7 protein-coding genes are annotated in these 5876 nt (G+C 63.0%); 3 read left to right on the forward strand and 4 right to left on the reverse strand.

Translation table 11 applies throughout. The features are described 5' to 3' along the window. Positions 1 to 70 precede the first annotated feature (70 nt). The 3 genes from ACK59X_RS29830 to ACK59X_RS29840 all read left to right on the forward strand — a co-directional run bounded on the left by ACK59X_RS29830 (position 71) and on the right by ACK59X_RS29840 (position 1731). Positions 71 to 364 carry a DUF4148 domain-containing protein gene (locus ACK59X_RS29830; protein WP_409962312.1) on the forward strand — a complete coding sequence of 98 codons (294 nt, stop codon included), beginning with the start codon at positions 71 to 73 and terminating at the stop codon, positions 362 to 364. 48 nt (positions 365 to 412) lie between these two features. After that, positions 413 to 706: a DUF4148 domain-containing protein gene (locus tag ACK59X_RS29835; RefSeq protein ID WP_409962314.1), complete on the forward strand. Its 294-nt coding sequence runs from the start codon at positions 413 to 415 to the stop codon at positions 704 to 706. 212 nt (positions 707 to 918) lie between these two features. Beyond that, complete coding sequence (locus tag ACK59X_RS29840; RefSeq protein ID WP_409962316.1) at positions 919 to 1731, forward strand: hypothetical protein; 813 nt, start codon at positions 919 to 921, stop codon at positions 1729 to 1731. A 78-nt stretch (positions 1732 to 1809) separates the two neighbouring features. On the opposite strand, the gene ACK59X_RS29845 is transcribed toward ACK59X_RS29840, so the two are convergent. The 4 genes from ACK59X_RS29845 to atpA form a co-directional block, all read right to left on the reverse strand. Further along, a complete protein-coding gene (locus tag ACK59X_RS29845) occupies positions 1810 to 2226 on the reverse strand; it encodes a F0F1 ATP synthase subunit epsilon (protein ID WP_409962318.1) in 417 nt (138 codons plus the stop codon). 84 nt (positions 2227 to 2310) lie between these two features. Beyond that, entirely contained in the window at positions 2311 to 3717 is a 1407-nt protein-coding gene (gene atpD / locus ACK59X_RS29850; protein WP_409962320.1) for a F0F1 ATP synthase subunit beta, read from the reverse strand. 33 nt (positions 3718 to 3750) lie between these two features. Then, positions 3751 to 4617, reverse strand: coding sequence for a F0F1 ATP synthase subunit gamma (gene atpG, locus ACK59X_RS29855; protein WP_409962322.1), 867 nt, complete (start codon positions 4615 to 4617; stop codon positions 3751 to 3753). An 18-nt stretch (positions 4618 to 4635) separates the two neighbouring features. Further along, positions 4636 to 5876 (reverse strand): F0F1 ATP synthase subunit alpha (gene atpA, locus ACK59X_RS29860; RefSeq protein ID WP_409962324.1); only part of this gene is annotated, 1241 nt, incomplete at its 5' end.

Here is a 5876-nt window from a genome sequence, read left to right on the forward strand (position 1 = left end):
GAACCCGGTTCAGGAATGGTTTCTGTCCCGGCTTTATTGAGACGCTTCTTTTTCTTCAAAGGATTTCATCATGAACACGACCGCACGTTTCCTCTCCATCGCCGCTGTTGCCGCTTTCGCATCGTTTGGTGCCCACGCCGATGAAGCCGATGCTTCGCAATTCGCCACCAAGTTCGACACCAACCGCACCCGCGCCGAAGTGGCTGCTGAAGCCGCTACGGTGGCCCAGACCCGCAGCATCGAGCCTGCCGGTTCGCGTGTGGTGACCTACAAGTCCACCGCTGACCGCGCTGCCGTGCGTGCCCAGGCTGCTGACGCTGTGCGCACCGGCCAGATCTCTGCTGGCGAAGTCGGCGCCCTGTAAGACGCTCCGGACTGACTCCTACCAACCAAATCAAGAATCGAGATCACCATGAACAAGACCGCACGTTTCCTGTCCATCGCCGCTGTGGCTGCTTTTTCTGCCTTTGGCGCCCACGCTGACGAAGCCGACAGCTCGCAGTTCGCCCTGAAGTTCGACACCAACCGCACCCGCGCCGAAGTGGCTGCCGAAGCCGCCACCGTGGCCCAGACGCGCAGCATCGAGCCAGCAGGCTCGCGCGTCGTGACCTACAAGTCCAGCGCCGATCGCGCTGCCGTGCGTGCCGCGGCTGCCGAAGCCGTGCGCACCGGCCAGATCCCTTCGGGCGAAATCAGCGCCCTGTAATCCACCAGAGCGGGCGGCAGACCGCACTGCTGCACCCTCCAAAAAAACCGGAGCTCCGCAAGGGGCTCCGGTTTTTTTGCATGGGCACGTACCGATGCTGGTGCGTGATTGATCGCCCACCTGCATCCGGCGCGCAATCGACGGCAGCCAGGTCACAATCCAGACGCCAGAAACTTGCACGCACGCACACTGTGAAGCCACCCTACCGTTCCATGGACCACGTCATGCTGCGCCTGGCTGAAGCGGAGCCGCTGTTCGATCTGTTCAGCCGCGTCTTCGAGTTGCCCGTGGCCTGGCCTTTGCAGCGCACGGCTTTCGCCACCTACGGCTGGGTGCACGTGGGCAATACAGACCTGGAGTTCTGGGCCGCCGCGTCGAATGCCGACTTGCCAGCCCATGCGCAACCACCCCTCTTGCACGGGTTCGCGCTTGAGCCTGCGGGGTCTATGCCAACCGCCATGGCACAAGTTGCGGCACTGGGCATGGAGTGCAAACCACCCCGCTCGTTCGATTCCACAAACGCCCAGGGCGAAGTAGTCACCAACTTCACCAACTCTGTTTTGCTGGACCTGTCGGCCCCGGAATGCTGCGTGTTCTTTTGCGCATGGAATGCCCAGGCAAGCATCTACCCCTGGGACGAGGCCATCACACCCACGCAACGCCGCGCGCAGCTCAGGCAGGCGCTGCAGAACCAAGGTGGCGGCCCCTTGGGTCTGCTCGGGCTGCGGACGGTGAGCCTGGGTACGCCGGACCTTGCAGCGCACCAGCGCCGTTGGCAGGCGCTCACTGGCTCCCCGCCCGGCCCTGCCGTCGTCCTTGCAGACGACGTCGAGCTGGAGCTCTTTGCCGCCCAGCAGTTGCGTATCGAATCGCTCACCTTCGGCGTGCGCTCGCTGGCCACGGCACGCACCTTCCTCGCCCACCGGCAATTGCTGCAGGCAGGCAGCAGCACCGACGACAGGCTTGCACTGGCCTGTGGGGGCCTGCAGATCCACCTGGTCCAGGACGCTGTCGAACAGGCATAAAAAAACCCGGCAGGGCCGGGTTTCCAGGCCAGATCCGCGAGGATCTGGAGGGCTTGCTTGCTTACTTGTTTTCTCTTCTTACTTCTTCTGGCGGAACTTGCGCAGCGCCGCGATCTGGGCAGCCATGACAGCCAGTTCGGACTGCGCCTTGGCCAGGTCGATCTCGCTCTTGGCGTTCTTGAGCGCTTCCTCGGCCGATGCCTTGGCAGCATTGGCCTTCTCGTCGTCCAGGTCCTTGCCGCGGATGGCGGTGTCGGACAGCACGGTCACGCAATTGGGCTGCACTTCCAGAATGCCGCCGGCCACGAACACGAACTCTTCGCTGCCGTTGGCCATTTCGATGCGCACCGAGCCGGGCTTGATGCGTGTGATCAGCGGGGTGTGGCGGGGATAGATGCCCAGTTCGCCGGATTCACCAGGCAGCGCGACAAAACGTGCTTCACCGGAGAAGATGGACTCTTCGGCACTGACCACATCAACGTGGATGGTGTTCATCATTGCTCCTAGGAAAAGGGGATGGGTTGCTTGATTGCGGTGGACGGCCAGGCAGCGCGGGCGCGCTGCTCAGCCACCGGGCAATCAGGCCACCTTCTTGGCCTTTTCGAAGGCTTCGTCGATGGTACCGACCATGTAGAACGCTTGCTCTGGCAGGTGGTCGCATTCGCCGCTGACGATCATCTTGAAACCACGGATGGTTTCAGCCAGGGGCACGTACTTGCCTGGCGAGCCCGTGAACACTTCGGCCACGTGGAAGGGCTGCGACAGGAAACGCTGGATCTTGCGCGCGCGGGCCACGGCCAGCTTGTCTTCAGGAGCCAGTTCGTCCATGCCCAGAATGGCGATGATGTCGCGCAGTTCCTTGTAGCGCTGCAGCGTGCCTTGCACGGCGCGGGCCGTGGCGTAGTGGTCTTCGCCCACGACGTTCGGGTCCAGCTGGCGGCTGGTGGAGTCCAGAGGGTCCACGGCAGGGTAGATACCCAGCGAAGCGATGTCACGCGACAGCACCACGGTGGAATCCAAGTGGGCGAAGGTCGTGGCAGGCGATGGGTCGGTCACGTCATCGGCAGGCACGTACACGGCCTGGATGGAAGTGATCGAACCGACCTTGGTCGAGGTGATGCGCTCTTGCAGGCGACCCATTTCCTCGGCCAGCGTAGGCTGGTAGCCCACGGCGGAAGGCATGCGGCCCAGCAGAGCGGACACTTCGGTACCGGCCAGCGTGTAGCGGTAGATGTTGTCCACGAAGAACAGCACGTCACGGCCTTCGTCACGGAAGGACTCGGCGATCGTCAGGCCGGTCAGCGCCACGCGCAGACGGTTGCCTGGTGGCTCGTTCATCTGGCCGTAGACCATGGCGACCTTGGACTCTTCGAGCTTCTCGAGGTTCACCACGCCGGAGTCGGCCATTTCATGGTAGAAGTCGTTCCCTTCGCGGGTACGCTCGCCCACACCAGCGAACACCGACAGACCCGAGTGGGCCTTGGCGATGTTGTTGATGAGTTCCATCATGTTCACGGTCTTGCCCACGCCGGCGCCACCGAACAGGCCCACCTTGCCGCCCTTGGCGAACGGGCACACAAGGTCGATCACCTTGATGCCGGTTTCCAGCAGCTCTTGCGAAGGCGACAGTTCGTCGTACGCAGGGGCCTTGCGGTGGATGGATGCCGTCAGTTCCTGGCTCACGGGACCGCGCTCGTCGATGGGCGCGCCCAGCACGTCCATGATGCGGCCCAGCGTTGCCTTGCCCACGGGCACGGTGATGGCGTTGCCGGTGTTGGTCACCATGATGCCGCGGCGCAGGCCGTCGGACGAACCCAGGGCAATGGTACGCACCACGCCGTCGCCCAGCTGCTGCTGCACTTCCAGCGTCAGCGTCGTGCCTTCGAGCTTCAGGGCGTCGTAAACCTTGGGCATCTGGTCGCGCGGGAACTCAACGTCCACCACAGCGCCGATACATTGAACAATCTTGCCTTGCACTTGAGCCATTTTTCGCTCCAATTTAGATGTTGGTTGAGCTGCTTACACAGCAGCGGCGCCAGCCACGATCTCGGACAGTTCCTTCGTGATCGCTGCCTGGCGCGTCTTGTTGTAGACCAGCTTCAACTCGCCAATGACGCTGCCGGCGTTGTCGGTGGCGGCCTTCATGGCCACCATGCGTGCCGACTGCTCGGACGCCATGTTTTCCGCAACCGCCTGGTAGATCAGGGATTCGACGTAGCGGACCAGCAGATCGTCGATCACGGTCTGGGCATCGGGTTCGTAGATGTAGTCCCAGCCGTGCTCGGTCTTGTCGGCCTGCATCTGCTCGGACGACAGGGGGAGCAGCTGCTCCACCACCGATTCCTGGCGCATGGTGTTGATGAACTTGGTGTAACTCAGGTACACCGCGTTGATCTTGCCTTCCGCATACGCGTCGAGCAGCACCTTCACAGGGCCGATCAGCTTGTCCAGATGGGGCGTGTCGCCCAGGCCCGTCACGTGCGAAACCACCTTGGCACCGACACGGTTCAGGAAACCCAGGCCCTTGTTGCCAATCGCCACGGCTTCCGTCGACACGCCAGCGCTCTGCAGCTCACGCAGCTTGGTCGTCACGGCACGCAACACGTTGGTGTTCATGCCGCCGCACAGGCCCTTGTCCGTCGTCACCACGATCACGCCCGCGACCTTGGCATCGTTCACCTTCATGAACGGGTGCACGTATTCGGGGTTGGCGTGGCCGAGGTTGGCTGCAATGTTGCGGATCTTCTCGCTGTAGGGGCGGGCAGCGCGCATCCGGTCCTGCGCCTTGCGCATTTTGGATGCAGCCACCATCTCCATGGCCTTGGTGATCTTCTTGGTGTTTTCCACCGATTTGATCTTGCCGCGTATTTCCTTGCCTGCTGCCATGATGGCTCCTCGTCCGGTTTAAGCGAACGACTTCTTGAACGCGCCGATGGCGGCGGTCAATTCGGCTTCTGCGTCCTTGTCCATGGCCTTGGCCTGTTCCAGCTTGGCCAGCAGTGCGGCGTGGCTGGTCTTCAGGAACTGGTGCAGGCCGTGTTCGAAGTCGAGAACCTTCTTGACGTCGATGTCGTCCATGAAGCCCTTGTTCACGGCGAACAGCGTCGAGGCCATCAGCGAGATGGACAGCGGGCTGTACTGTGCCTGCTTGAGCAGTTCGGTCACGCGGGCACCGCGGTCCAGCTGCTTGCGGGTGGCTTCGTCCAGGTCGGAAGCGAACTGCGCGAAGGCAGCCAGTTCACGGTACTGGGCCAGGTCGGTACGGATACCGCCGGACAGGTTCTTCACCAGCTTGGTCTGGGCTGCACCACCGACGCGCGACACCGAGATACCGGCGTTGATGGCGGGGCGGATACCGGCGTTGAACAGGCTGGTTTCCAGGAAGATCTGGCCGTCCGTGATCGAGATCACGTTGGTCGGAACGAAGGCGGACACGTCGCCGGCTTGCGTTTCGATGATGGGCAGTGCGGTCAGCGAACCGGTCTTGCCCTTGACTTCACCCTTGGTGAAGGCTTCGACGTAGTCGGCGTTCACGCGGGCTGCGCGCTCGAGCAGGCGGCTGTGGAGATAGAACACGTCGCCGGGGTAGGCTTCGCGGCCTGGTGGGCGGCGCAGCAGCAGCGAAACCTGGCGGTAGGCCACGGCCTGCTTGGACAGGTCGTCATAAACGATCAGGGCGTCCTGGCCGCGGTCGCGGAAATACTCGCCCATCGTGCAGCCCGAGTAGGCCGACACGTACTGCATGGCTGCCGATTCGGAGGCCGATGCGGCCACCACGATCGTGTATTCCATGGCACCGGCCTGTTCCAGCGCGCGCACCACGTTCTTGATCGACGAAGCCTTCTGGCCGATGGCGACGTAGATGCAGGTCACGCCCTGGCCCTTCTGGGCGATGATGGCGTCGATGGCCACGGCGGTCTTGCCGGTCTGGCGGTCACCGATGATCAGCTCGCGCTGGCCACGGCCGATCGGCACCATGGAGTCGATGGACTTCAGGCCGGTCTGCATGGGCTGGCTCACCGACTGGCGCGCGATCACGCCCGGCGCAACTTTCTCGATGACGTCGGTCATCTTGGCGTTGATCGGGCCCTTGCCGTCGATGGGCTGGCCGAGCGAGTTCACGACACGACCGAGCAGCTCGGGCC

The sequence above is a fragment of the Acidovorax sp. genome (assembly GCF_046339755.1).
Taxonomy (GTDB): domain Bacteria; phylum Pseudomonadota; class Gammaproteobacteria; order Burkholderiales; family Burkholderiaceae_C; genus Acidovorax.